At 69.6% G+C, this 25323-nt stretch carries 23 protein-coding genes; 13 read left to right on the top strand and 10 right to left on the bottom strand.

All coding sequences use genetic code 11. The annotated features are described in order from the left end of the window. Window positions 1–4: 4 nt before the first annotated feature. Window positions 5–1333 carry an extracellular solute-binding protein gene (locus tag FKR81_RS15950; RefSeq protein WP_146352673.1) on the bottom strand — a complete coding sequence of 443 codons (1329 nt, stop codon included), beginning with the start codon at window positions 1331–1333 and terminating at the stop codon, window positions 5–7. A gap of 14 nt (window positions 1334–1347) precedes the next feature. Then, window positions 1348–2565 carry an ROK family transcriptional regulator gene (locus FKR81_RS15945; RefSeq protein WP_146352671.1) on the bottom strand — a complete coding sequence of 406 codons (1218 nt, stop codon included), beginning with the start codon at window positions 2563–2565 and terminating at the stop codon, window positions 1348–1350. 127 nt (window positions 2566–2692) lie between these two features. On the opposite strand from FKR81_RS15945, the gene FKR81_RS15940 reads away from it, so the two are divergent. After that, entirely contained in the window at window positions 2693–3334 is a 642-nt protein-coding gene (locus tag FKR81_RS15940) for a DUF3159 domain-containing protein (RefSeq protein WP_146352669.1), read from the top strand. Window positions 3335–3928: 594 nt separating this feature from the next. Here FKR81_RS15940 and FKR81_RS15935 read toward each other — a convergent pair. Next, window positions 3929–4852: an N-acetylglucosamine kinase gene (locus tag FKR81_RS15935; RefSeq protein WP_146352667.1), complete on the bottom strand. Its 924-nt coding sequence runs from the start codon at window positions 4850–4852 to the stop codon at window positions 3929–3931. Window positions 4853–4903: 51 nt separating this feature from the next. Further along, window positions 4904–7762 (bottom strand): S8 family peptidase, encoded by a 2859-nt coding sequence (locus FKR81_RS45815; protein WP_146352665.1) that lies wholly within the window; start codon window positions 7760–7762, stop codon window positions 4904–4906. A 113-nt stretch (window positions 7763–7875) separates the two neighbouring features. Here FKR81_RS45815 and FKR81_RS15925 point away from each other — a divergent pair, with 113 nt between their 5' ends. From FKR81_RS15925 to FKR81_RS15880, 10 genes are all read left to right on the top strand, one after another. Beyond that, window positions 7876–8730, top strand: a complete 855-nt coding sequence (locus tag FKR81_RS15925) for a fumarylacetoacetate hydrolase family protein (RefSeq protein WP_146352663.1) — start codon at window positions 7876–7878, stop codon at window positions 8728–8730. A gap of 2 nt (window positions 8731–8732) precedes the next feature. Then, window positions 8733–10037 carry an enolase C-terminal domain-like protein gene (locus FKR81_RS15920; protein WP_146352661.1) on the top strand — a complete coding sequence of 435 codons (1305 nt, stop codon included), beginning with the start codon at window positions 8733–8735 and terminating at the stop codon, window positions 10035–10037. Next, window positions 10034–10783, top strand: coding sequence for an SDR family NAD(P)-dependent oxidoreductase (locus tag FKR81_RS15915; RefSeq protein WP_146352659.1), 750 nt, complete (start codon window positions 10034–10036; stop codon window positions 10781–10783). Before FKR81_RS15920 ends, FKR81_RS15915 begins: the two co-directional genes overlap by 4 nt. A gap of 13 nt (window positions 10784–10796) precedes the next feature. Beyond that, on the top strand, window positions 10797–11840 hold the full coding sequence (locus FKR81_RS15910) for a sugar ABC transporter substrate-binding protein (protein WP_146352657.1): 1044 nt from the start codon (window positions 10797–10799) through the stop codon (window positions 11838–11840). Then, on the top strand, window positions 11840–13303 hold the full coding sequence (locus FKR81_RS15905) for a sugar ABC transporter ATP-binding protein (RefSeq protein WP_146352655.1): 1464 nt from the start codon (window positions 11840–11842) through the stop codon (window positions 13301–13303). Before FKR81_RS15910 ends, FKR81_RS15905 begins: the two co-directional genes overlap by 1 nt. Beyond that, window positions 13300–14316: an ABC transporter permease gene (locus tag FKR81_RS15900; RefSeq protein ID WP_235921574.1), complete on the top strand. Its 1017-nt coding sequence runs from the start codon at window positions 13300–13302 to the stop codon at window positions 14314–14316. The genes FKR81_RS15905 and FKR81_RS15900 overlap by 4 nt, the downstream gene beginning before the upstream one ends. A gap of 3 nt (window positions 14317–14319) precedes the next feature. Next, on the top strand, window positions 14320–14643 hold the full coding sequence (locus FKR81_RS15895; protein WP_146352653.1) for an L-rhamnose mutarotase: 324 nt from the start codon (window positions 14320–14322) through the stop codon (window positions 14641–14643). A 22-nt stretch (window positions 14644–14665) separates the two neighbouring features. Next, window positions 14666–15628 (top strand): aldo/keto reductase, encoded by a 963-nt coding sequence (locus FKR81_RS15890; RefSeq protein WP_222598291.1) that lies wholly within the window; start codon window positions 14666–14668, stop codon window positions 15626–15628. Window positions 15629–15662: 34 nt separating this feature from the next. Continuing rightward, window positions 15663–16502 carry an amidohydrolase family protein gene (locus FKR81_RS15885; protein ID WP_146352649.1) on the top strand — a complete coding sequence of 280 codons (840 nt, stop codon included), beginning with the start codon at window positions 15663–15665 and terminating at the stop codon, window positions 16500–16502. A 91-nt stretch (window positions 16503–16593) separates the two neighbouring features. Next, window positions 16594–17151 (top strand): L-2-amino-thiazoline-4-carboxylic acid hydrolase, encoded by a 558-nt coding sequence (locus FKR81_RS15880; protein ID WP_146352647.1) that lies wholly within the window; start codon window positions 16594–16596, stop codon window positions 17149–17151. Here FKR81_RS15880 and dapA read toward each other — a convergent pair. Continuing rightward, complete coding sequence (gene dapA / locus FKR81_RS15875; protein WP_146352645.1) at window positions 17139–17996, bottom strand: 4-hydroxy-tetrahydrodipicolinate synthase; 858 nt, start codon at window positions 17994–17996, stop codon at window positions 17139–17141. The genes FKR81_RS15880 and dapA overlap by 13 nt on opposite strands. 71 nt (window positions 17997–18067) lie before the next feature. On the opposite strand from dapA, the gene FKR81_RS15870 reads away from it, so the two are divergent. Then, the gene (locus FKR81_RS15870) at window positions 18068–18949 is read left to right on the top strand and encodes a LysR family transcriptional regulator (RefSeq protein WP_146352643.1); all 882 of its coding nucleotides are present in this window, start codon (window positions 18068–18070) and stop codon (window positions 18947–18949) included. Here FKR81_RS15870 and FKR81_RS15865 read toward each other — a convergent pair. Next, window positions 18935–19609, bottom strand: coding sequence for a FadR/GntR family transcriptional regulator (locus FKR81_RS15865; RefSeq protein WP_146352641.1), 675 nt, complete (start codon window positions 19607–19609; stop codon window positions 18935–18937). The two genes, FKR81_RS15870 and FKR81_RS15865, sit on opposite strands and share 15 nt — an antisense overlap. A 192-nt stretch (window positions 19610–19801) precedes the next feature. Between FKR81_RS15865 and nagA the strand changes: the two genes are divergently transcribed. Continuing rightward, the gene (gene nagA, locus FKR81_RS15860; RefSeq protein ID WP_146352639.1) at window positions 19802–20995 is read left to right on the top strand and encodes an N-acetylglucosamine-6-phosphate deacetylase; all 1194 of its coding nucleotides are present in this window, start codon (window positions 19802–19804) and stop codon (window positions 20993–20995) included. A 62-nt stretch (window positions 20996–21057) separates the two neighbouring features. Here the strand turns inward: nagA and FKR81_RS15855 are convergent, their stop codons facing one another. From FKR81_RS15855 to FKR81_RS15840, 4 genes are read right to left on the bottom strand one after another with little or no spacing between them, the layout of a single operon-like run. Then, a complete protein-coding gene (locus FKR81_RS15855) occupies window positions 21058–22095 on the bottom strand; it encodes an SIS domain-containing protein (protein WP_146352637.1) in 1038 nt (345 codons plus the stop codon). Beyond that, a complete protein-coding gene (locus tag FKR81_RS15850; protein ID WP_146352635.1) occupies window positions 22092–23504 on the bottom strand; it encodes a glycoside hydrolase family 3 protein in 1413 nt (470 codons plus the stop codon). Before FKR81_RS15850 ends, FKR81_RS15855 begins: the two co-directional genes overlap by 4 nt. A gap of 3 nt (window positions 23505–23507) precedes the next feature. Then, the gene (locus FKR81_RS15845) at window positions 23508–24323 is read right to left on the bottom strand and encodes a carbohydrate ABC transporter permease (protein WP_235921573.1); all 816 of its coding nucleotides are present in this window, start codon (window positions 24321–24323) and stop codon (window positions 23508–23510) included. Then, the gene (locus tag FKR81_RS15840; RefSeq protein WP_146352634.1) at window positions 24320–25315 is read right to left on the bottom strand and encodes a carbohydrate ABC transporter permease; all 996 of its coding nucleotides are present in this window, start codon (window positions 25313–25315) and stop codon (window positions 24320–24322) included. The genes FKR81_RS15845 and FKR81_RS15840 overlap by 4 nt, the downstream gene beginning before the upstream one ends. Between the last annotated feature and the right edge of the window lie 8 nt (window positions 25316–25323).

The following is a 25323-nucleotide window of genomic DNA, read 5'->3' as shown; positions in this document are numbered from 1 at the left end:
TCCTCTACTTGCCGCTCTTGGCGATCTGGTCGTCGATCGACTTGTCCACGCTCTCGAAGCCGGCCTTGAGATCGGTCGCCTTCCCGGACTGCCACTCGGCCGCGAAGTCGCCGACGGCCTTGATGTGCGCGTCACCGATCGGGGTCACCGGGTTGCCCTTGAGCTTGCCGCTCTTGGCCAGGTCGATGAACGTCTTGAACTGCTCGTCCACCTCGAGAGCCGGGTCGGTCAGCGACTCCTTGGTGCTGGGCACGTTCTTGATGGCGTTCGCCAGCGAGACGATGGTCTCCTTGTCGAACGTCATGTGCTTGATCAGCTCCCACGCGGCGCCGGGGTTCTTGGCGCCCTTGGGAATGCCCATGATCGTGCCGGTGGTGAAGCCGACGCCCTGCAGCTCGGCCTTCTTCGAGTCCAGCACGGGGAACGGCGCGGTGCCGAACTTGATGTTCGGGGCCTGGGCCTTGAGGAAGGCGGTGCGGTACTCGCCGTCCATCATCATCGCGATCTTGCCCTGGTGGAACGCGTGGTCGGCGGAGTACTCCTGGCCGAGACCGGCGCGGAAGCGCTCGAGCGCGTCGTAGCCGTAGAAGTCCACGAGCTCCTTCTGGAACTTGAACATCTCGGTCCAGCCCTCGCTGCCCGAGAGGCCGGACTTGCCGCTGGAGTTCTCCCACTCGGCGCCGAAGAACGGGGCCCAGATCTGCGGACGGTTGTTGTAGAACATCATCGTCGGCAGGAAGCCCGCGACCTCGATCGAGCCGTCAGCGGCCTTCTTGGTCGTCTTCTTCGCGTAGTCGAGCAGTTCCGACGTGGTCGTCGGCGGCTTGGACAGGCCGGCCGCGCTGAGCATGTCGGTGTTGAAGTACAGGCCGTAGATGTCCGTGAGCATTGGCAGCGCGCAGCGGTTGCCCTTGTACTCGGTGTAGCCCCGGACGGCCTCGTTGATCTGGTCCAGCGCCGGCTTGTCGCGGTCGATGTACGGCTTCAGCTCCTGGAACGCGCCCGTCGAGCAGAAGGAGCCGATGTTGTCCGTGGTGAACGACATCGCGACGTCCGGCGGGTTACCGCTCCGGATGCCCGCGGTGATCTTGTCGTCGTCCTGCGAGCCCTCGTGCTTGATCTCGATGTTCGGGTACTTCTTCTTGAACGAGTTGAGGGCCTTGGTGACCTCTTCGTACTCGCGGTCGGAGTAGTTGCTCCACACCGTGAGGGTGATCTTGTCGTCCTTGCCGGGCGCCGCGGCGGCACCGGAGTTCGCGTTGCCGCCGCCGCCCGCCGCACATGCGGTCAGGGACAGCGCTGCGGCGACACTGAGCAAGAGCGTCTTGCGCATGTGCACTCCTTCGATCAACGGGCGGACGGGGCGACCGCACGGCCGCGAAAGGGTTCAGTGGTGGCTGCAGGGAGACCGAAAACCTGTTCTCGCGCGACCGCGAGCGCCGAGTGCAGCGCTCCCGACCGGACCGGCTTGCCGGTGACCAGCGCGAGTTGGACGGGTGTCCGGGGCACGACCAGCTGCCGCAGCTCCGCTGCGACCAGGTCGTTGAGCGTCGTCCCGCCTGCCTGCGCGATCTCGCCGGACAGGAGGATCAGCTCGGGGTCGAGCACCGCGACGACGCTCGCCACACCGGTGGCGATCCGCCGCGAGAGGTCAACGAGGAACTCCCGGCCCGCAGGGCCTGCCGTGAGCGCCTTGCGAACCGCACCGTGACCGTTGCGGGCCGCGAGCCCGTGCGCACGGGCCAGCTTGCAGATCGAGACGTTGCTGAGCAGTTCACCGAACGTGCCACCGGCCCGGTCGGTGTCGGTCTCCGCGGCCGCGCGGTCCGGGATCTGCAGGCCGTCGATCTCGCCCGCACCTCCCGTCGCGCCGCGCAGCAGCGAACCGTTGATCACCACTGCCGCACCGACCAGGTCGGCGGGCCAGATGACCACGAAGTTGCGCACCTCGGTCGCGCGGCCGGCGATCATCTCCTCGAGCGCGACGAGGTTGACGTCGTTCTCCACGCTGACCGACGTGCCGAGCATCTCGGTGAGCGTGCCAGGCAGGTCGAACCCGCCCCAACCGGGCAGGTGCGGTGCGTAGGCCAGCTCACCGGTCGCCGGGTTGACCGCACCGGGGCTGCCGACCACGACGTGGAGCAGGCTCTCCGGCGTGAGGCCCGCCTGTCCGGCGGCCTTCCCGACGGCCGTGCTGAACGCCTCGAGCACCTCGGTGCTGCCGCCCCGCGGCATCGGCGCGCGGTGCTCGGTGAGCACCGCGCCGGAGATGTCCGCGATCGCGACGTCGACGGCGTCCGGGGTCAGGTCGACGGCCGCCACGTGGGCCAGCGCGCCGTTGACCGACCACAGCTGCGCCCTCGGCCCACGTCCGCCGCCGCGCAGTCCGTTGCGGACGACGGTGTCGGCGGACTCGAGCCGGGTGAGCAGCTGAGCGGTGGCCGGCTTGGAGAGGCCGATCAGACCTTCCAGCTCCGACCTGGTCAGCGGACCGTTGCGCAGCAGAGCCTCGATGGCTGCGCGGTCGTTGATCTCCCGCAGCAGTCGTGGGCTTCCGGCACGCATTAGGTCAGCTCCTGTCTGTTAACTTTCCAGACGATTTCGGGTCACGGTAGTGACGCGGTTCACCGTGGTCAATGCCCCGATACGGGTCTGTTACCTGAGTTAGGTTGCCCTAAGGCAGTCTGGAAGCATGACGGACGTGCGCCACTCGGAACCGGAGTCGCTGGCTCATCTGCTCGGAGGTCGCGGCGGTGCCGTGGACGCCTCCCTGCCGCCCGTGGCCTTCGTCGTCGGCTGGCTGCTGTTCTCTCACTCCATCGGAGTAGGCGCCCTGTTCGCCGTCGCTTGTGGCGTGGTGATCGGGGTCGTCCGGTTCGTCCGCGGGACCCGGCCGCGCGCCGTCCTGGTGTCCGTCGCTCTGGTGGTCGTCGCCGCGTTGGTCGCCATGTACACCGGGCGGCCCGAGGACTTCTTCCTCGTGCAGCTGCTGTCCAACGCCGCGTCCGCGCTGGTGTGGGCCGCTTCGATCGCGGTGCGCTGGCCGTTGCTCGGCGTCGTCGTGGGGACTGTGCTCGGGCAGAAGACGCGGTGGCGGCGGGATCCCGACCTGTTGCGCGCCTACAGCGTTGCCTCGTGGGCCTGGGTCGGGCAGTACGTGTTGCGCGTTCTCGTGTTCCTGCCGTTGTGGCTGGCTGCCCAGGTTGAGGTGCTCGCGGTGGCGCGGGTTGCGTTGACGTGGCCGTTGCAGCTGCTGTGCCTCGTGGTGTCTGGGTGGTTGCTGAAGCGCGCGCTGCCTGCTGGTCACCCTGGGATTCGGCATCCTCGGGAGTGAGGTTTTCGGTGGTGGGCGGGGAGGGTCTCGCTGATCACCTCACGGTCGCCACATCGAGACCCTCCCCGCCCCTGCCCTCCGGGAAAGTTTGTTCTGATCATTTGGCTGCCGGTTTGTGCTCGGGGGCCGCGCCCGGTTGGCAGTGCGGGGGTTGGGAGTGCGGCGGGCGCTCTTTTCTTTTGGTACCTGCCGGTTTGGGCGGTGCTCGCTTGGTTCGCGCCGGTTTCGGCGGTGCTCGCTTGGTATCTGCCGGTTTGGTTGGTGGGCACGGCGGTGGGTGGGTCGGTGTGTTCTGCCCGATGGACCGAAGCACAGCAACCATCAGACCTCAGCCCCGACGCGGACCGGCAGCCAGGCAAAGAACCCGGCCCCGACGAGAACCGGCAGCCAGGCAAAGAACCCGGCCCCGACGAGAACCGGCAGCCAAGCAAAGTACCCAGCCCGGCGACAACCGGCAGAGGCAAGCCCCGACGGACAGCCAAGCACGAGACCGGTACGTCGACACGCCGAAACCATGGGGGCGCACGGACCCCGGCCCACTGCGGACTCCACCTCAGCCCCAAGCGAGCACCCTGGGTACCAGCGAGCTGGTGCTCAGGCGGCGGGGCGAGGTGCCGTCGGCCCCAGCACGTCGACGGCAGCCAGCCAAGCGGCCCCGGCCGCGCCCTCGGTCGCCATGATCACGGGTGCCGTGGTGCGGGCCTGGAGCTCCTCCTTCACGGACAGACCGACCGGCGTGACGATCAGGCTCCCCACCAGCACGATCGGGGTGGCCTCGCCCGGCGTGCGCACGGCCAGCGCAGTGTCGGACAGCAGGTGTGCCGCCTCGTGCACGATGCGGTGTGCCTCGGGGTCGCCGTGGTGGTGGGCGGCGCTCACCAGTGGGGCGTAGCGGGCCATGAGGATGGGTGCTGCGGAGTTCACGGCGGTGATCAGTTGGGCGCGGGACTTGGCGCCTGCGGAGGTCAGAACGGCAGCGGCCAGGCCTTCTAGGGGTGCGTCGGCGTCCAGGAGGCGCAGGGTGGCGCGTACCGCTTCGCGGCCCAGCCAGAACGCCGAGCCGTCGTCGCCGATCAGCCAGCCGTAGCCGCCTGCGGTGCGGGTCATGTGGTGGTCGGTGATGCGGGCGCCGATGGCGCCGGTGCCTGCTACCAGCACTGTGCCGTCCGGGGACGAGGTGCCGGTGGCGAAGGCGGCCTCGCAGTCGGTGATCACGCGCATCGGGCACTGCAGGCCCGCGTCTTCCCACGCGGCGCGGAAGAGAGCGCTCACCTGGGGGTCGGCGGTCAGTTTCGACGCACCGGCCATGCCCAGCACGCCGGAGCGGACCTTGCGGGAGTCGAGGCCGTCGAGCGCTTCGCGCAAGGCCTCGGTCACGCAGGCGGCCGCTTGCTCCGGCGGGTGCGAGTTCGGGTTCGCTCCGCCCGCTATGCCCGCCCCCAGGCGTGCGCCGTCCAGATCCAGCACCAACGCCCTGGTGGACGTGCCACCCGCGTCCAGTCCGACGACCAGGTCCATTCAACCGAGTATGCCGAGAACACCTCACACGGGGCACGGCCAACCGGGTGTCTACAACGCCTGCGCTCGGTCACCGGACGCGTTGTGGTGGAACAGCAGCAGGTCGCCGGGAGGGGCCGCCGAACCCGCGGCGACCACAGTGGACAGTGACGGTACCTCGAGGTCGTAGGTGAAGGTCATCGGCGTGGAGATCACGTCGATCAGGCCGTCGGGGTCGCCCGGCGTCGTGTACTGGCCGCCCACGCCGACGGTGTAGGTCACCGGGCCCGCGCCGATGGCGGCGCGAGACACCGGCAGGACGACCACGTTGCTGTCGAACAGGTTCGTGTCCACGTCGCCCAGGTGGCCGTTGAGCGGTTGCTCGTCGACCAGCTCACCAGCGGCGGTCTCGGTGCGGGCCAGCCACACGTCCTGCAGCACGCGGTCGTTGCCGTCGGTCGGCTTCACCGCGCGGGTGACGAACTTCTTGCCGCCCACCTCGAAGCGGACGACCGGCCACGTGTTGCTGCCGAGGTTCGACCAGTTCTCCCAGGTGACGACGCCGAACGCCAGCAACGAGGCCGTCGAGGTGGCGCCCGCGTAGCGGAGGTCGGCGCCGCGCGCGGTGGCGTTCACGGCGCAGTTCTCGTGCACCGTGCCGCCGCACGACGGGAGCTGGTCGCTGCGGCCCTGCAGGCGCAGCGCCGTGACGCGGGACTGGTAGCCCTGCTGGTCGAGAGCGCGGCCGGTCACCTTGCCCGCCACCACCTTCAGACGGGACACGGGCTTCGGCGCCGCGTGCACCGGCACGTGCAGCGGAGACCCGGAGACGGGCGTGAACGTCACCAGGCCGGACGCCTCCGCCAGGTACTGCCTGCCGTGCGCCAGGTCGACGGTCGGGTCCGGGGTCTTGCGCAGCGCGGACCGGTCGGCGACGCGCAGCACCACCTGGGCGCGGGCCGTGCCGCCCGCGGGAACGACCACGTACGGCGACGTCAGCTGGTAGGTCACGCCGGGCACCGAGGTGATCGGCGTGTACGCGCCCGACAGGCGCACCGGGGTGGTGCCCTTGTTGACCAGGCGGATCCAGCGGCCGACGAGCAGCGGGCCGCCCACCTCGACGGTGCCGAACGACACCCCGACGGTGCCCTCCTCGGCCATCGCCAGCACGGACGTGCCGAGCGCCGACGACGCGTCGACCCGGCCCGCGCCCCCGCGCATCGGGGCCTCGCGCAGGCCGGTCGTGTTGTCGTCGCCGGAGCGGACCACGCCGCCCGCGGTGTTCATCAGCGCGGCCTTGATCTCCTCGACCGACCACGACGGGTGCGCCTGGCGGAGCAGCGCAGCGATGCCCGCGACGTGCGGTGACGCCATCGACGTGCCACCCATGCTCACGCCGTCGGCGCCGGTGCCCGCGGCCGCCGAGAAGATCGTGTCGCCGGGGGCCGCGAGGTCCGGCTTCGCGTTGCGGGAACCGCGCGAGGACGAGGGCGTGATCGTGTCCGTGAGCTTCGGCGTCACCGTCGGCGCGGACCTCTTCAGCGCCGAGTCCATCCGCACCCGCAGCGTGCCCGCCTCCAGCGCCGGACGCACGGCGGTGGTCGCCGTGGCGGTGAACTGGAACGCGGGGATCTTGTCGTTGCCCGCGATGCCCGCCGGGAACGCGTCCTTCGACGACGGCAGCAGCACGCCTGCCGCACCCGCGGCGGTCGCGTTGTTCGTGCGCGCACCCGAGCCGCACGCCCGCGTGGTGTCGTTGTCGTCCCACTCCAGCCAGACGAGCTTGCCCGCCAGCGGCTCGGTGATCGGCTTGCAACCATCCACATTGGACGACAGCCGCGCGACGGGGAGCTCGAGGGAGACGGGCGCGGTGTAGTTCTGGCTGTACTGCCCCGGATAACGGGTGCCGCTAACGGAAACGCCGTCCAGCATGGAGAACGCGTCGCGCGTGTTGGCCACCGAGATGGCCTCGGGCGTGTTGCCCGGCGAGCCGCCGACGTCGTAGAAGTCGCCGCCGTTGCCCGCCGCCGCGACCACGACCACGCCGTGCCGCACCAGCTTGCGCACGAACAGGCTGTCCGGGTCGTCGGGCGCGCCGAAGTCGCTGCCCAGCGACAGGTTCACCACGTCGAGGTGGTCGGAGAAGTCGCCGTCGCCGTTGGGGTCCAGCGCCCAGTCCAGCGCCTGCGCGGTCAGGTTCGTCGAACCCTCGCAGCCGAACACCTTCAACGCGTACAGCGACGCCAGCGGCGCGGTGCCGGGACCGATCCGCAGCGAAGGAAGATCCACCGACGCGTACGAACCGCGGAACGTCAACCCGTCCGCCGCGACGCCGAAGCCCGCCGCGGTGCCCGCGACGTGCGTGCCGTGGCCCTCGCAGTCCATCGGGTCCGCGTCCGGCTCCGGCAGCGACGTCGGGTCGGCGCCGTCGTACGCGTCGCCCGCGAAGTCGTGGCCGCCGACGACCTTGGCCGTGGGGAACGCGCCGCCGCCGAAGTCCGCGTGCCGGTAGTCGATGCCGGTGTCGATCACCCCGATCCGCATGCCCTCGCCCAGTCTGCCGGTCGACCGCCACGCGTCGACCGTCCGCGTCAGCGACACCGCCGAGGCGTTGCGGACCGACTTGGGCACGGTCCGGTGCACCGCCTTCACCTCGGGCATCCGCGCCAACGAGGCCAAACGGGACGAATCGGCGTTCAGCACGACGCCGGGAACGGCGTTGGACGTCTGCGCGATCTCCTCCGCCCGAGCCGCCGCGGCGACCCGCCGGGCCTGCGCCGACGTGCGCTCTCGTGCGCTCCGCGCCGCCGCCGCGCTGGAGGTGTCGACGGCGGCCGTCTCGGTGAGCTCGACGAAAACCGAGACCCGCTCGGTTGGTCCGATCGGCGTGACCAGTGCGCCGACCAGCAGCGCAGCGAGTGCGGTGTTCATGGTCAAACCTTCCTAGTCATCGGACGACTTCACGGCGGGCTCTAGACGGGACGGTTCCTGCGGGGCTATACATCCGATGTATTTGTGGGTGGTTGACCAGAGGAGGAACGGCCGTGCAGATCCTGCGCCTCGGGCCGGTCGGCGAAGAGCGTCCCGCTGTGAGGACCGACGACGGGACCACATACGACCTCCTAGGTCTCACCCCGGACATCGACGGGGCGTTCCTGGCGGGCGACGGCGTCAACCGGGTGCGCGAGGCGCTCAAGGTGGGCGGACTGCCGGCGGTCGAAGCCGAAGGCGTGCGCATCGGGCCGCCGCTGGCGGGAGTCGGCAAGATCATCTGCATCGGCCTGAACTACCGCGACCACGCGGAGGAGACCGGCGCGGACATCCCCGGCGAGCCGGTGATGTTCCTCAAGGTGCCGGACACGATCGTGGGGCCGTACGACGAGGTGCTCGTGCCGCGCAGGTCGGTCAAGACCGACTGGGAGGTCGAGCTCGGCGTCGTCATCGGCCGCACCGCCCGCTACCTGGAGTCCGAAGAGGACGCTCTGGCCTGCATCGGCGGATACGTGCTGTCGCACGACGTCTCCGAGCGCGAGTTCCAGATCGAGCGCGGCGGCACCTGGGACAAGGGCAAGAACTGCGAGACGTTCAACCCGCTCGGCCCCTTCCTCGTGCCCGCCGACGAGATCGCCGACCCGCAGAACCTCGAGCTCAGGCTCTGGGTGAACGGCGAACTCAAGCAGAACTCGACCACCAAGAACATGATCTTCCCGGTTGTCGAGATCGTCCGCTACCTGAGCCAGTTCATCGTCCTTCGACCGGGTGACGTGATCAACACCGGTACGCCCGCCGGCGTCGCTCTCGGTCAACCGGAGCCCAAGCCGTACCTCAGGGCGGGCGACGTCGTCGAACTGGAAATCGAGGGGCTCGGCAAACAGCGGCAGACCTTCGGGCAGGCCTGACCATGCCCAAGATCACCAGCCTGGACGTGCTGGACATCCGGTTCCCCACGTCCCGCGAGCTCGACGGGTCCGACGCGATGAACCCGGACCCGGACTACTCCGCCGCCTACGTCGTCCTGCGGACCGACGAGGGCCCGGAGGGCCACGGGCTCGCGTTCACCATCGGACGCGGCAACGACGTGCAGGCTGCGGCGATCAACTCGCTCGCGCCGCACCTCGTCGGCCGCGACGTGCCGGAGAACGCGCAGGGGCTCGCCGAGCTGTACTTCGAGCTGATCGGCGACTCGCAGCTGCGCTGGCTCGGCCCGGAGAAAGGCGTCGCGCACATGGCGATCGGCGCGGTCGTCAACGCCGCGTGGGACCTCGCCGCGCGCCGCGCGGGACTGCCGGTGTGGCGGTTCCTCGCGCAGATGACGCCCGAGGAGATCGTCAGCCTCGTCGACTTCCGCTACCTGAGCGACGCGATGACGCCGGACGACGCGCTGGGCATCCTGCGCGCCGTCGAGCACGGCCGGGCCGAACGCGCGGAAACCGTGGTGCGCAAGGGATATCCGGCGTACACGACGTCACCGGGCTGGCTCGGCTACTCCGACGACAAGCTCGCAGGCCTGGCGCGCCAGGCGCTCGCCGACGGCTTCGACATGATCAAGCTCAAGGTCGGCGGCAGCCTCGACGACGACGTGCGCCGGATGAAGCTGGCCCGCGAGGTCGTCGGCGACGACGTGCGCGTCGCGGTGGACGCGAACCAGCGCTGGGACGTCGACACGGCGGTGCGCTGGATGAAGGAGCTCGCACCGTACGACCCGTACTGGATCGAGGAGCCGACGTCGCCGGACGACGTGCTGGCGCACCGCGCCATCGCGGACGCGCTCGCGCCGATCAGGGTCGCGACGGGCGAGCACGTGCAGAACCGCGTGGTGTTCAAGCAGATGCTGCAGGCCGGTGCGATCGACGTGCTCCAGCTCGACGCCTGCCGCGTGGCCGGCGTGAACGAGAACATCGCGATCCTGTTGCTGGCCAAGAAGTTCGGCGTCCCGGTGTGCCCGCACGCCGGTGGGGTCGGGCTGTGCGAGCTCGTGCGGCACCTGTCGATGTTCGACTACGTCGCCGTCTCCGGGGAGATCGGCGACCGCGTCATCGAGTGGGTCGACCACCTGCACGAGCACTTCATCGACCCGGCGGTCGTGCGGAACGGCCGCTACCTGGCGCCGGACGCGCCGGGGTTCTCCGCCCAGCTCAAGGACGAGACGCTGTCCGACTACCGGTTCCCGGACGGTCCTGTGTGGACAGCTTTGGAGGGGCAGTGACTGACTTCGATGGGTTGGTAGCCGTCGTCACCGGCGGCGCGTCGGGCATCGGGCTGGCGACGGCCGAGCTGCTCTCCAGCAGGGGAGCGAAGGTCGCGGCGCTGGACATCAACCCGGACGTCAAGGACCCGCTGCTCGGCATCCGCACGGACGTGTCGGACGACGAGAGCGTGCAGTCCGCGATCGCCGAGGTGGTCGAGAAGTTCGGCCGGCTCGACGTCGTGGTGAACAACGCGGGCATCGGCGCGCAGGGTGACGTGAGCGCCAACTCCGACGAGGAGTGGAACCGCGTGCTCAACGTGAACGTGGTCGGCATGGCGCGGGTCGCCAGGGCGGCCCTGCCGCACCTGCGGAACTCGCCGTCGGCCGCGATCGTGAACACCTGCTCCATCGCGGCGTGGGCCGGGCTGCCGCAACGCGTTCTGTACTCGGCCAGCAAGGGCGCGGTCTACGGACTGACCCTCGCGATGGCCGCCGACCACGTGCGCGAGGGCATTCGCGTCAACGCGGTCGCCCCCGGCACGGCGGACACCCCGTGGGTGGGCCGCCTGCTCGACTCGGCGCCGGACCCGGCCGCCGAACGAGCCGCACTGGAGGCACGTCAGCCGCACGGACGGCTGGTCTCCGCCGACGAGGTCGCGGGCGCCATCGCCTACCTGGCGAGCCCGCTGTCCGGTTCCACCGCAGGCACCATCCTGGCTGTCGACGGTGGCATGTACGGGTTGCGCTTGCGCCCGAAGCCTTGAGGAGCAAGAAACTATGAAGCGTCGCAGCAGCCTCACCGCCGCGGTGTGCCTCGCGCTCGCCGGTGCACTGACAGCCTGCGGAGGCGGAGCCACCGGAACCGGCGGAACAGCCGGCGGTGTGGGCCCCATCGGCATGGACCACCCGCGTGCCGACTCGGACTTCTGGAACTCGTACATCAAGTACGCGCCCGAGAAGGCCAAGGAGCTGGGCATCGACCTGCTCAACCCCACCAACTCGCAGAACAAGGTGGAGAACCTGGTCGCGAACGCGCAGGCGTTGCAGAGCCAGGGCGCCAAGGCCATCGTCATGGCGCCGCAGGACACCGGTGCCATCGCCAGCACGCTCGACCGGCTGGACAAGGCGGGCATCCCGGTCGTCACCGTCGACACGCGCCCGGACAAGGGCAAGGCCTACATGGTCGTGCGCGCGGACAACAAGGCGTACGGCGAGAAGGCGTGCAAGTTCCTCGGTGACAAGCTCGGCGGCAAGGGCAAGGTCGTCGAGTTCCAGGGCTCGCTCTCCTCGGTCAACGGACGCGACCGCTCCGAAGCGTTCGCGGCGTGCATGAAGCAGAACTACCCCGGCATCACGGTGTTCGAGGAGCCGACCGAGTGGGAGGGCCCGAAGGCCTCCGCCGCTCTGCAGACTCGCCTGAACGAGCACCCGGACATCAACGGCATCTACATGCAGGCCGGTGGCGTGTTCCTCGCGCCGACGCTGCAGCTGCTGCGCCAGAAGAACCTGCTGGTGCCGCCGAGCGACCCGAAGCACGTCTTCATCGTCTCCAACGACGGCATCCCGCAGGAGCTGGAGGCCATCCGCAAGGGCGAGATCGACGCGACCGTGTCCCAGCCCGCCGACCTGTACGCGAAGTGGGCGCTGTTCTACGCCAAGGCGGCCGTGGAGAAGAAGACGTTCAAGCCGGGCAAGACCGACCACGACAGCGAGATCGTCGACGTCGGCAACGGCCTGCTGGAGGACCAGCTGCCCGCGCCGCTGATCACCAAGGAGAACGTCGACGACAAGGCCTTCTGGGGCAACCAGATCAACAAGTGATGATCACTGCCAGGAACATCACCAAACGGTTCGGCAGCACCGTCGCTCTCGACGACGTGGGCATCGAGATCCGTGAAGGTGAGTCGCACGCGCTCGTGGGCCGCAACGGCGCGGGCAAGTCGACGCTGGTGTCCGTGCTGACCGGCATGGCGTTGCCGGACAGCGGGGAGGTCAGCTTCTTCGGCGAACCCGCGCCGCCGGTCCACGATCGCGTGGCCTGGCGGAAGCACGTCGCGTGCGTGTACCAGAAGTCCACCGTGGTGCCCGAGCTGTCGGTCGCCGAGAACCTGTTCATCAACCGGCAGGACTTCGGCAGCGGCCTGATCAGCTGGAAGCGGCTGCGGCGCGAGGCGCGGGAGCTGCTCGACCTGTACGAGGTGGCGGTAGACCCGGACGACAAGGTCGCCGACCTCACCGTCGAGCAGCGGCAGCTCGTCGAGATCGCGCGGGCGCTGTCGATCGGCGCGCGGTTCGTCATCCTCGACGAGCCGACCGCGCAGCTCGACGGCCCCGCGATCGAGCGGCTGTTCGCGCGCATGAGGTCGTTGCAGGACAGGGGAGTGACGTTCCTCTTCATCTCCCACCACCTGCAGGAGATCTACGAGGTGTGCCAGACGGTGACGGTGTACCGGGACGCCCGGCACATCGTCACCGCGCCGGTCGCCGAGATGTCCAAACCGGACCTGATCGAGGCGATGACCGGCGAGGCAGGCGGGCTCAACGTGCCCGGTGGTGACGACCGGGTGACGTCCGACGTGCAGGTGCTGTCGATCGACTCGCTCTCCGGTGAGTCCTTTTCGGACGTGTCCTTCAGCGCCGCGCGCGGTGAGGTCATCGGGCTCGCGGGCAGCGCGTCGAGCGGCAAGCACCAGTTCGCCGAGACCGTGTACGGGCTGCGCAGGGCGTCGTCCGGCTCGGTCGCCGTGCACGGTTCGGTCGTGCGCAACGGCGACGTGCCCGCCGCGCTGCGCAGCGGGATCGGTTGTGTGCCGAGGGATCGGCACCACCAGGGGCTCGTGGTGGACCTGACCATCGCGGAGAACGCGACGATGAGCGTGCAGAGCACGTTCGTGCGTCGCTCCGCGTTGAACGGCGCGGGCCGCACGGCCATCGCCGAGTACGACATCAAGGCCGCCGGGCCGGACCAACCCGTGTCCGACCTGTCCGGCGGCAACCAGCAGAAGGTCGTGATGGCCAGGGCACTGGCCGGCGACCCTTCCGTGCTGGTGCTGATCAACCCGACCGCGGGCGTCGACGTGAAGTCCAAGGAGTCGCTGCTCGGGGTCGTCGACGCGCAGGCGCGCCAGGGCAAGGCCGCGATCGTCGTCTCCGACGAGCTGGACGACCTCCGGGTCTGCGACCGCGTTCTGGTGATGTTCCACGGCCGGGTCGTGCGCGAGTTCGCTCGCGGATGGCGCGACCAGGAGCTCATCGCCGCCATCGAAGGGATGACCTCGCAGTGACCAAGGCCATGACCCAGCTCCCGGCGCCTCCGCCGGCGCCGGAGAAGCAGCGGTTCCAGTTCGCGAAGTACCAGGACTTCGCGCTGGTGCCCGCGATCGTGCTGCTGATCATCATCGGTGGCGTGCTCAACCCGCGGTTCCTGACCATCGACAACCTGTTGTCGGTGCTCCAGTTCCAGAGCGAGCTGAGCCTGCTCGTGCTGGCGCAGGCGATGATCCTCATCGTCGGGAAGATGGACCTGTCGCTCGAGTCGACGATCGGCATCGCGCCCGCGTTCGCCATCGCGCTGGTGATCCCGACGGTGTCGAACGGGCTCGGCATCGAGCTGCCCGCGTGGACGGCGATCCCGATGTGCCTGCTCGTCGGCGCGTTGATCGGCGCTTTCAACGGGTTCCTGATCCTGAAGGTCGGGCTCTCCGGGTTCATGGTGACCCTGGGCATGCTGACCATGTTGCGCGGCTTGCAGGAGGCGCTGACCAAGGGGCAGACGCTGTTCGACGTGCCCCAGTCGTTCCTCTACCTCGGTGCGACGAAGTGGCTCGAGGTGCCGGCGGCGGTGTGGATCTTCGTGCTGCTCTTCGCGGCCGGGATCTTCGTGATGTCGTTCCTGCGCCAGGGCCGCTCGCTGTACGCGATCGGCGGCAACAAGGAAGCCGCGCGCGCCGCGGGCATCCGGGTCGACCGGGTGATCTGGGTCGTGCTGATCATCGGCGGTGTGCTGGCCGCGGTCGCGGGCATCCTGATGACCGGACGCCTCGGCACGGTCGCGGTGTCGCAGGGTGCCGGCATGATCTTCAAGGTGTTCGCGGCCGCCGTGATCGGCGGGATCTCGTTGAACGGCGGCAAGGGCACGCTGTTCGGCGCGCTGTCCGGTGTGCTGATGCTCGGGCTGGTCGAGCAGATCCTGCGCATGCAGGGCGTGTCCGGCTACTACATCAACGCCTCGTACGGCGCGGTGATCATCCTCGCGCTCGTCGTCACCAGGTTCGCCACCGGCCAGAAGCAGGAGTGAGGCTTGGAAACCGTCGCGCTGCACACGCGTCTTCGTGCTGGTCGTGAGGCTGACTACGACCGGATCCACGCTGAGATCCCCGCGGAGCTGGACGTCGCGCTGCGCGAGGCGGGCGTGCACTCGTGGCGGATCTGGCGCAGCGGTCGGGAGCTGTTCCACCTCGTCGAGGTCGACGACTACGCGGCGATGCGCTCGTTCCTGGCCTCGCACCCGGCCAACATCCCGTGGCAGGCTCGGATGGCGGAACTGTTGGAAGTCGAGGACGACTACTCCGGTGCGGTGCCTGATGTGCGAAAGGTGTGGGAGCTGCCATGCACGTCGACGTAATCCCCTCAGCGGAGGCGTCATGATGAAGGTTCCAGTCACCCGGCTCGGGTTCGGTGCCGCGCCGATCGGCAACCTGTACCGCGAGATCTCCGACGAGGAGGCCTTCGGCGCGGTGGAGTCCGCGTGGCAGAACGGGGTCCGCTACTTCGACACCGCGCCGCACTACGGGCTCGGCCTGTCGGAACGGCGGCTCGGCGTCGCGCTGACCGGCCGTCCGCGGTCGGAGTACGTGATCTCCACGAAGGTCGGGAGGCTGCTCGAGCCGAACGACGCGGGTGGTGACGACCTGGCGGCCGGTGGGTTCGCGGTGCCCGCGAAGTTCCGCCGGGTGTGGGACTTCAGCGCGGACGGCGTCAAGCGGTCGCTGGAGTCCTCTTTGGACCGGCTCGGCACCGATCACGTCGAGATCGTGTACCTGCACGACCCGGACGACCACTGGGAACAGGCGTTCTCCGAGGGCTATCCGGCGCTGGAGTCCTTGCGGGCGCAGGGGGTTGTCGGCGCGATCGGCGTGGGCATGAACCAGTGGGAGATGCCGGAGCGGTTCGTCCGCGAGACCGACATCGACGTGGTGATGCTCGCCGGGCGGTACTCGCTGCTGGAGCAACCGGCGCTGCCGTCGTTCCTGCCCGCGTGCGGGGAGCGCGGCGTTTCCGTTGTGGCGGCTGGTGTGTTCAACTCCGGGCTCCTGTCACGACCTGAGGTTCCCTCATCTGCCAAGTACAACTACGGCGACGCACCTGTCGAACTCGTATCAAGGGCGCGAGCGATCGCCGAGGTGTGCAAGCGGCACGAGGTGACGTTGCCGCAGGTCGCGATCCAGTTCCCGATGGGGCATCCGGCGGTGGCGTGCGTCGTGATCGGCTCGCGGACGGCCGAGCAGATGGATGCGAACTCCAGTTACTTCGAAACCCCGATACCTTCGGAGCTGTGGGACGAACTCCGTTCCGAACGACTGCTCGGGGAAGAGGTGCCGACGCCTTGATCCGCGGCGACGTGATTTTCTCAGCGGAGGCACCATGATCGTCGATGCGCATCACCACCTGTGGGATCTCTCGGTTCGCGATCAGGACTGGATCACCGACCCGCCGATGGGGGTGATCCGGCGCAGCTTCGACGTGTCGGACCTCGCTTCCGCTGCTGAAGGCGTGTCGGCGTCAGTGCTGGTGCAGACCGTGTGCGTGCCGGAGGAGACACCGGAGTTCCTCGCGGTGGCCGCGGATTCGCCGCTGGTCGGCGCGGTCGTGGGGTGGACGGACCTGACGTCGCCCGCGATCGGTGACGCGCTGGCCGGGCTGAGGTCCGAACGCGGTGGTGAGTGGCTGCGCGGGATCCGGCACCAGGTGCAGGGCGAGGCCGACCCGGAGTGGTTGTGCCGCAGGGACGTGTGGCGCGGGCTGGCGCAGGTCGGCGCGGCCGGGCTGGTGTACGAGCTGTTGACGTTGCCGCACCAGCTGCCCGCCGCGCGGCGCACCGTCGCCGCGTTGCCCAACGTTCAGTTCGTGCTGGACCACTGCTCGAAGCCACCGATCGCGTCCGGGGCCGTCGACGAGTGGGCGGAGCTGGTGCGTTCGCTGGCGGAGCACGAGAACGTGACGTGCAAGCTGTCCGGGCTCGTCACCGAGGCGGACTGGGCGTCGTGGAAGGTCGATGACCTGCGGCCGTACTTCGAGGTCGTGCTCGACGCGTTCGGGCCGTCGCGGCTGATGTTCGGCTCGGACTGGCCGGTGTGCCTGCTGGCCGCTTCCTACGGCGAGGTCGTGGACGCCGCCTCGACGTTGACGGCCGAGCTGTCGGCCGCGGAGCGCGACGAGATCTTCTCCGGCACCGCGACACGGGTGTACGGTCTGAACTCGTAAGGACAAACCCTGGTCAGCGCCAGGTTGGTGGTTGGAGCGTGCTGGCCGTCCCGCGCATGCGCGGGTACGGACACCTAAGGACTCCAACCAAATGAACGATCAGCTCATCTCATTCTTCCTCGCCCACCTGGGCGTTCCCGATGTCGCCGAGCGCGCCGAGGAGATCATCGCGGCGCACGGTGGCGACAGCCCGCACCTGCGGCTGACCGCCACCGTGATCGCCGGCTACCAGGTGCTGCTGCGCTCCGTGCCGCGCGACGAGGCGTTGCGCCGGGTCGCGGCGGCGTTCCACGAACCGATCCGGCCCTTCGTGCACGACGGCACGCGGGAGATGCTGGACTCGGCCGACGACCCGTTCACCGCGATGGTGGACACGTCGAAGGACCGCGAGGACAACTACTTCGGGGCGGACTTCACGTTCGTCCGGTCAGCCGACGACGGGCGCAGCTACCTCGTCGACGTGCACCGCTGCTTCTACTGGGACCTGTTGCGCGCCAACGACGTTCCGGAGCTGGGCCCGGTGTTCTGCGAGTTCGACGCCGCCTGGATCGGGGCCATCGACCCCGACCGCCACGGCTTCACGTTCAGCAGGCCGACCACGCTCGCGCGCGGCGGCGCGACCTGCCCGTTCCACTTCTACCGGAGCTGACGGAGCTCCTCCACGAGGCCGGGCGTGGCCTCGGCGAGCGGTGCGCGCACCGGGCCCGCGGGCAGGTTCCGCAGGCGCAGCGCGGCCTTCGTCGCGACCACGCCCGGCTCGCGGGTCATGATCGCGGTGATCGTGGGGAGCAGCTGCTGGTGCAGACGCAGGGCTTCGGCGTTGTCGCCCTTGTCGAACGCGTCGAGCATGGCGCGGATCTCGTTGCCCACCACGTGACCGACGGTGCTGATCACGCCCGCGCCGCCGATCGAGTACAGCGGGAGCGTCAGTTCGTCGTTGCCGGAGTAGAAGAGCAGGCCGGTCTCGGCGATCACACGTGCGCTCGCCAGCAGGTCGACCTTGCAGTCCTTCACGCCCACGACCTGCTCGTGCGCGGCCAGGCGCAGCAGGGTCTCCGTCTCGATCGGCGTCGCGGTGCGGCCGGGGATGTCGTACAGCACAACGGGAAGCCCGGTGGCGTCCGCGGTGGCGCGGAAGTGGTTCTCGACGCCTTCCTGCGTCGGGCGGCTGTAGTACGGCGTGACGACCAGCAGCCCGTTCGCGCCCGCCTTCTCGGCCTGCCGCGCCAGCTCGACCGTGTGGCGGGTCGAGTTCGTGCCGACGCCCGCGAGGAGGTGTGCGCGGTCGCCGACGGCCTCGGCCACCGCGCGGATCACCGACTCCTTCTCGGCGTCGGTGGTGGTGGGCGCCTCGCCGGTGGTGCCGTTGAGCACGAGTCCGTCGCAACCGCCCTCGTCGACCAGGTGCGCGGCCAGCTCCTGCGCGCCGTCGAGGTCGACGTCGCCGTTCTCGTGGAAGGGGGTGATCATCGCGACAAGCACTCGTCCGAACATGACTCCAGGGTCGTCCTGTTGAATGCAAAGTTCCAGTTAGAACTTCTGCCCTGATTGTTAAGCTGAGCTTTGTGTTGGATGTTCGCAGGTTGCGCCTGCTGCACGCGTTGTCGGTCCACGGCACGGTCACGGCCGCCGCGGAGGCGCTGCACGTGACCTCACCGGCGGTGTCGCAGCAGCTCGCGGCGCTGGAGCGGGAGGCGGGTGTCGCGCTGGTCGAACGGGACGGGCGGCGGCTCGCGCTGACCCGCGCCGGGCAGGTGCTCGCCGCGCACACGCAGCTCGTGCTCGACCAGCTCGCCGCCGCGGAGGCCGATCTGGCGGGGTTGCGCACGCGGGTGTCCGGCGCGGTGCGGCTGGGTGCGTTCGTCAGCGCGGCGTCGTCACTGCTGCCGCGGGCGATCCGGTCGCTGCGGGCCGCGCACGGCGACGACGTCGAGCTGCTGGTGCACGAGATGGAGCCGGAGGCGAGCCTGCCGGCGTTGCGGCGCGGCGAGATCGACATCGCGATCGTGCACGCCTACAACATCATGCCGCGCGACGTGCCCGTGTCGTGCGAGTCGCACGAGCTGCTGACCGAGCAGGTGTGCGTCGCGCTGCCGATGAACGATCCCTTGGTGCAGCAGGACTTCGTCGACCTGGCGGTGCTCGCGGACCGGCCGTGGATCATGCCGCGCACCGACGCGTCGTGTCACGAGCTGGCGCAACGTGCTTGTGGCGCAGCGGGTTTCGTGCCGCGCGCGCAGGCGTACTGCGACGACTTCGGCGTCATGTGCGGGCTCGTGGAAGCCGGGCTGGGGCTGGCGCTGGTGCCGTCGCTGGCGCGGCGTCCCGGTGTGGCGCTGCGGCCGATGAAGCAGCCGATCTACCGCACGGTGTCCGCTGTGGTGCGGCACCGCGCGGACGGGAAACCGGCCGTTCAGGTGGTGCTGGACCAGCTACGCCAGGTCTGACAACCACTGCTCGACGCCGGCGACGTGCACCGTCGACCAGCTCCTCGCCAGCTCGGGCTGGTGCGCGGCCAGCGCGTCCACGATCGCGCGGTGCTCGGCGACCGTGCGGTCGACGGCGTTGGACTGGGTGATGCCGCGCCAGATGCGCACGCGGACGGTCGGCCCGGCCAGCGTGTCCAGCAACTGGGCGAGGTAGGCGTTGCCGGAGCACTGCGCGATGGCGCGGTGGAAGTCCAGGTCGTGCTCGACCAGCTCCTCGACGGACTTCGCGGACTCGGCGGCGTCGCACAGCGCGCGCAGTCGGAGGACTTCCTCGGCGTCGATGCGCTGGGCGGCCATCGCGGCGGCCGCGGGTTCGAGGATGCGCCTGACCTGCAGGACCTCCAGCACGGAGTCCTCGCCGCGGTGCAGGTCGAGCACGAAGCTCAACGCCCCGAGCAGGTCGTCCGCACGCAGGCTGGACACGTACGTGCCGTCGCCCTGGCGCACGTCGAGCACTCGGACGAGTGACAGCGCCTTGACCGCCTCGCGCAGCGAGTTGCGCGACAGCCCGAGGCGTTCTGCCAGGTCAGCCTCCCTGGGCAGGCGGTCGCCGGGCTTGAGCTCCCCGGAGACGATCATCTCCTTGACGCGCAGGATCGCGTCGTCAGTTACCGCCACGGCACCCTCAACTCGTCACTAGACCTCGGATGTCTGGCCCACAGTATGCGTCACGGGTGTTCGCCTGTCGTTACGCGACGCGTCACGTGACGACGAATCACTAATTATTTCACGGATCAGTTATCTTCTAACGAGCAGGTGACGCGGACCCGTGTTGTCGCCATAATGGTCTGGACCATTCAGGGAGGGATCTTGGACGCCGTTGTCGCAGCTCCGCAGGCGCTGCTCGGTCGCACGATCGTCGGTCCTGCCTCGGTGCGGATCAGAGACGGTCGCATCGTCGAAGTGATCACCGGCAAGCCCCCGGCGGGCGCCGAGGTCCTGACCGACGGTCTGCTCACACCCGGACTCGTGGACGTGCAGGTGAACGGCGCCGTCGGCGTCGACTTCGCCGAGGTCGACGAGGACGGCATGCGTGCGGTTGCGGGAGCACTGCCTTCGACCGGTGTCACCCGGTTCCTGCCGACGCTCATCACCGCGCCCGTGCCGATCGCGCTGCGCCAGGCCCGCGCCGTGCTGGCCGCTTCCGCGGCGCTGCCACCGGGTTGCGGTGCTCTTCCACTGGGCGTGCACCTCGAGGGCCCGTTCCTGTCACCGAAACGGGCTGGCGTGCACGACCCGTCGCTGATGGTGGCACCGGGCCCCGCGGAGATCTCCTCGTTGCTGGAACTCAAGGGCGCGCTGCGGATGGTGACGCTCGCGCCCGAACAGCCAGGCGGCATGGAGGCGATCAGGCGGCTGGTTTCGGCCGGTGTGCTCGTCGCGGTCGGACATTCCGACGCGACCGGTGAGCAGACCCGTGCCGCGGCCGACGCCGGTGCCCGCATGGTGACGCACCTGTTCAACGCCCAGCGCCCGCTGGGACACCGCGAACCCGGCGTTCCCGGTGTCGCGCTGGTGGACGACCGGTTCACGCTCGGCCTGATCGCCGACCTCGCACACGTCGGTCCCGACGTGTGCCGTCTGGTGTTCAACGCGGCCGGTGCTCGTGTTGCGTTGGTGACCGATGCCGTTGCCGCCGCTGGGATGCCGCCCGGGCGGTACCAGCTCGGCGGTGCCGACGTCGTGCTCACCGAGGACGGTGTGCCGCGCTCGCCCGAAGGAACCATCGCGGGGTCCGCTCTGACGCTGGACCGCGCCGTGCGCAACATCGTTTCGGTCGGCGTGCCCGTCGCGGATGCCCTCGCTTCAGCGACGATCGTGCCCGCCGAGGTGATCGGTGAGTCCGGGCTCGGGCGTCTCGCGCCCGGTGCCGTCGCGGACCTCGTGTGGTGGGACGACCAGCTGCGGCCGCGGAAGGTGTGGGTGGACGGCAACGTCGTCTACGACGCCGCGAACCCGGCGTTGCCCGTGCCTGCGGCGGGGTACGCCACCGCAGGTCAGTAGCAAACCGAAAAGGGCCACCCTCGCGGATCTGAGTCCGCAAGGGTGGCCCTACCGGCACTTGACTAGAGCGTGCGCGTGACCTTGTTCAGGCCGCGCGGGTTGTCCGGGTCGCCACCGCGCGCCAGCGCCAGCCCGTGAGCCAGCCGCTGAATCGGCAGGATCTCGAGGATCGGCGCGACCTCCTCGGCCGTCTCCGGCACGAGAATCCGGTGCGCCGCCGCGACCTTGTCCGCCGCCGACCCGACCGCGGTGACGTCGGCACCGCGCTGGTGCACAGCCTCCAGCACGTCGCGCAACGCGTCGCCGCCCTTGCCGGACGACGTCACTGCGAGCACGGCCGTCTCGGCGTCCACGGCCGCGACCGGGCCGTGCAGCAGGTCGGCCCCGCTGTACGCCCGCGCCGCCAGGTACGACGTCTCCGCCAGCTTCAGCGAAGCCTCGAGAGCGGTCGGGTAGGAGAAGCCGCGGCCGGTCGTCAGCACCCGGTCCACGAACCGGTACCGGCCGACGACCTCGGAGATGCCCGGCGCCTCCAGCGCGGCCGAGGCCAGCTCACCCAGCGAGGCCGCTGCCGAGCCGTCGCCGCCGCGCGCCGCGTCGACGAGCAGGTACAGCGCCAGCAGGGTCGCCGAGTACGTCTTGGTGGCCGCGACGGCGTGCTCGACGCCCGCGCCGACGTCCACCGACAGCTCGGCGGCCGCGTTGATCGGCGAGGTCGCCGTGTTGGTGACTGCGACGGTCAGCGCGCCGCGGCGGCGTGCGGAGGCCGTGACCTCCAGCAGGTCCGGCGAACCACCGGACTGCGACACGGTCACCAGCAGCACGTCGCGCAGGTCGGGCTCGGCGCCGTAGAGCGTGGTCGTCGAGGCCGACACCAGACCGGCGGGCAGCTGCAGCAGCACCTCGGTCAGGTACTTCGCGTAGATCGCGGCGTGGTCGGACGAACCGCGCGCGGCGAACAGCACGAAGCGCGGCGAGCGCTCCCTGATGGTCTGCGCGATCGCCGCGAACTCGGCGCGGCGGTTGTAGAGGTCGGCGAAGACGGCGGGCTGCTCGGCGATCTCCTTGGCCATGTGCTGACCAGGCTGTGGGGCGGTCATGTCGTGCCTTTCATGATCAGCTCGGCCGCGGCCCGGAGACTCACCCGAGACCCGCCGTGGGTGTCGATGCGGGCCGCGCTGCCCAGGTCGGGACCCGGCACGCCGGTCTCGACGTGCACGATGTCCAGTCTCATATTAGTTAACAAAGTTACCAGTTGGCGAGCATGTTCATGTCGATGTGCATCCCTCGTCACCACCACGATGGTCCGCCCATCCGCGACGCCCGCAACCTCTTCTGCGGTGACCGAAGAAGACGCGATCACCTGCGTGCCGGGCAGCAGTTCGTGCAGGTAGGGGCCGAGACCCCAGGGCACGTCACCGACCGCGATCGACGGCGACACGACGAGGTCGACGACCAGCAGCGGACCCTTGACCGACACCGAGCCCCGCAGGGCCCGCCGGGCGGCCTCGATGCCGATCTCGGCGTCGTGCGCGTCCACCCGCGCGGGCGGCGTGCCCAGCGCGAGCGTGCGCGCCGCGGCCTGGGCCAGGCGCTCCTCGGACAGCTCGCCGGACTTCACGGCCGCCACGATGCTGTCGATCAGCCACTGGATGCCGTCGTCGTCCAGCGGCTCGCCGCCGAGGCACAGCGCGTCGACACCGGCCGCCAGCGCCTTCACGGCACCGACGGCGAGGTCGCCGCCGACGGCCTTCATGTCCAGCCCGTCGGTGATCACCGCGCCGGTGAAGCCCAGCTCCGAGCGCAGCACCTGGATCGCCCGCGCGTTCAGCGTGACCGGCGCGGAACCCCACTCGGGCACGACGAGGTGCCCGGTCATGATCGACCGCACCCCGGCGTTGACCGCCGCGCGGAACGGCACCAGCTCGACCGAGCGCAGCTGCTCGACCGTGCGCGGCAGCACCGGCAACTGCTCGTGCGAGTCCACTGTGGACGCGCCGTGGCCGGGGAAGTGCTTGGCGCAGGCGGCGACGCCGACGGTCTGCATGCCCTCGACGAACGCCGCGACGTGCCGTCCGGCCGCCACCGGGTCCGAACCGAAGGAGCGGACGCCGATGATCGGGTCCTCCAGCGTCAGCACCAGGTCCGCGGACGGCGCCAGGTTCAGCGAGATCCCGCACGCGGCGAGGCGCGCGCCGATCGACGTCGCGACCGACCTGGTCAGGTCCAGGTCGTCCGCGGCACCGAGCGCGTGGTTGCCCGGCACCTCGGAACCGCGGCCCGCGTCGAGGCGGGTGACGTCGCCACCCTCCTCGTCGATGCCGATCACCACGTCCGGGCGCGCCTCACGCAGCTGCGCGCACAACGAGGTGACCTGGGCGTCGTCGACGACGTTGCGGCCGAACAGGACGACGCCACCGAGGCCGTCGGACACCCGTCGGAGCAACCAGTCGGGGGCGGTCGTTCCGTGGAAACCGGGCAGTAGAACGGCTGCGGCCAACTGATCCACTCGTTATCCCTTCACCGCGCCGGCGGTGACGCCGGCGACCATCTTCCGCTGCACGACCAGGAAGAACACGAGCGCGGGCACCGTGAACAGCACCGAGGCGGCCATCGCGCCGCCCCAGTCGGTGCCGAAAGCGGTCTGGAACCCGGACAGGAACACCGGCAGGGTCTCCCTGTCCTGGCTGCGAATCAGCACCTTCGCGAACAGGAACTCGTTCCACGCGGTGATGAACGCGAACACCGACGTGGCCACCAGGCCTGGACCGAGCAGGGGCAGCGTCACCTTCTGGAACGCGCCCCAGCGGCCGCAGCCGTCGACCATCGCGGCCTCTTCGAGCTCGACCGGGATGCCGTTCACGAAGCCGCGCAACGTCCACGCGCAGAACGGCAGCGTCACCGCGAAGTACACGAGGATCAGCGAGGACAGGTGCTCGTACAGCTGCAGGTCGCGCATCATCAGGAACATCGGGATGAGCAGCGCCTCGAACGGCGCCAGCTGCGCGACGAGCATCAGCATCAGGAAGCTCTTGCGCCCGCGGAACCGCAGGCGGGACAGGGCGACCGCGGCGAGCAGGCCGACGAGGATCGAGGCGACGACCGCGGTCAGCGTCACCAGCAGGCTGTTGCCGAGCGACGACAGGAAGCCCTGCTTCGTCCACGCCGTGACGAAGTTCACCCCGGTGACCGAGAACGGCACGAGGTCGTAGCTGCTCGTCAGCAACGTGCCCTTCGGCTTCAGCGCCGAGGCGAGCATCCAGTACGTGGGGAACGCGAAGAACACCGCGAGCAGGAGCCCCGTGAGATTGGCGACGGACTTCTTCACAGCTGGCCCTCCTGGGTCTGCAGGAGCCTGCGCAGGTACTGGAACGTCAGCAGCGACAGGATGATGATCATCAGCACGCTGACCGCGGCGGCCACGCCGAAGTGGCTCTTCGCGATGCCTTCCAGGTACTGCAGCACGGCGAGCGTCGTGCTCTCGCCGCTCGGGCCGCCTTCCTTGACCACCCAGATCTGGGCGAAGACCTTGAAGTCCCACAGCGTCGACAGGAACGTCACCATCATCAGCAGCGGCTTGATCTCCGGCCAGGTGACCGCGCGGAACGTCTGGAACGGGGTCGCGCCGTCGATGCCCGCGGCCTCGTAGAGGTCACGGGGAATGCCGACCGCACCCGCGTAGAGCGAGAACGCGAGGAACGGGATCGCCTGCCACACGATCAGCAGCCCGACCACGGTCAGCGTCGACGTGCCCGACGAGAACCAGGAGTGCCCGGCGAACGAGTCGAAGCCGAGCTTGATCAGCGTCTTGTTCAGGATGCCGTACGTCTGGTCGAAGATCCAGATGTAGACGGTGGCGGACGCGAGGATCGGCATCGCCCACGCGCACAACATGGTGATCTGCAGAACCATGCGCACCCACGGGCTGAGCGCGCGCATCAGCAGCGCGATCAGCAGTCCGGCGAGGACGGACGCGCCGACCACGGCGACGGTGAAGACGATGGTGCGGACGGTGACGTCCCAGAAGCGTTCGTCCTTCAGGACCGTCACGTAGTTGTCGAAGCCGGTCCAGACGATCTCGCCTCGGACGAGCTCACCGAGGTTGAGCTGCCGGAACGAGGTCACGAACACCGAGACGACCGGAAAACCGATCAGCCACAGGATCGCGATGAGGGCGGGTGCCAGCAGGAGGTAGGGCAGCGCCCGGTCGAAGGCGCCGCCACGACGGCGCTTGCGCGCGCCGCCCGTCACGGCAGGCGGCAGCGCCGGCGGGACGGATCCCGCCGGCGCAGCCGTTTCGGTCGTCTTGACGGCCGTCATCGTCCGGT

The organism is Lentzea tibetensis (assembly GCF_007845675.1).
Lineage (GTDB): Bacteria > Actinomycetota > Actinomycetes > Mycobacteriales > Pseudonocardiaceae > Lentzea > Lentzea tibetensis.
The sequence above is the reverse complement of the archived record's forward strand: the minus strand, read 5'-3'. Positions and strand labels throughout refer to the sequence as shown.